Annotated in this window: 1 protein-coding gene; it reads right to left on the bottom strand. The window is 66.1% G+C overall.

Going from position 1 to position 254, the window contains the following annotated elements:
• The coding region (locus tag AABA86_RS34545) for a VCBS domain-containing protein (protein WP_338309937.1) at positions 1-254 on the bottom strand (254 nt) is incomplete at both ends.

Here is a 254-nt window from a genome sequence, read left to right on the forward strand (position 1 = left end):
ACGGCGCTGTTGGCGACCGAATAGCTGTAGGTGCCGTTGGCATTCAGCGTCAGTGCGCCCAGATTGCCCTGCCCCGTGATCACGCCGGCCTGGAACGTGGACTGGTTCTGGTCGGCATCCGAGATCGAGATCGTGCCTGACACCGACAGCGTCGGCGCGCTGGCGTCTTCGGTGACGGTGGTGAAGGCGGGCGCACCGATCACGGCGGCGTCGTTGGTGCCGTGAACCGTGAAGGAGACCTGCTTGGCCGTGCC

The organism is Bradyrhizobium sp. TM233, from assembly GCF_036247965.1.
Taxonomy (GTDB): Bacteria; Pseudomonadota; Alphaproteobacteria; order Rhizobiales; family Xanthobacteraceae; genus Bradyrhizobium; species Bradyrhizobium ottawaense.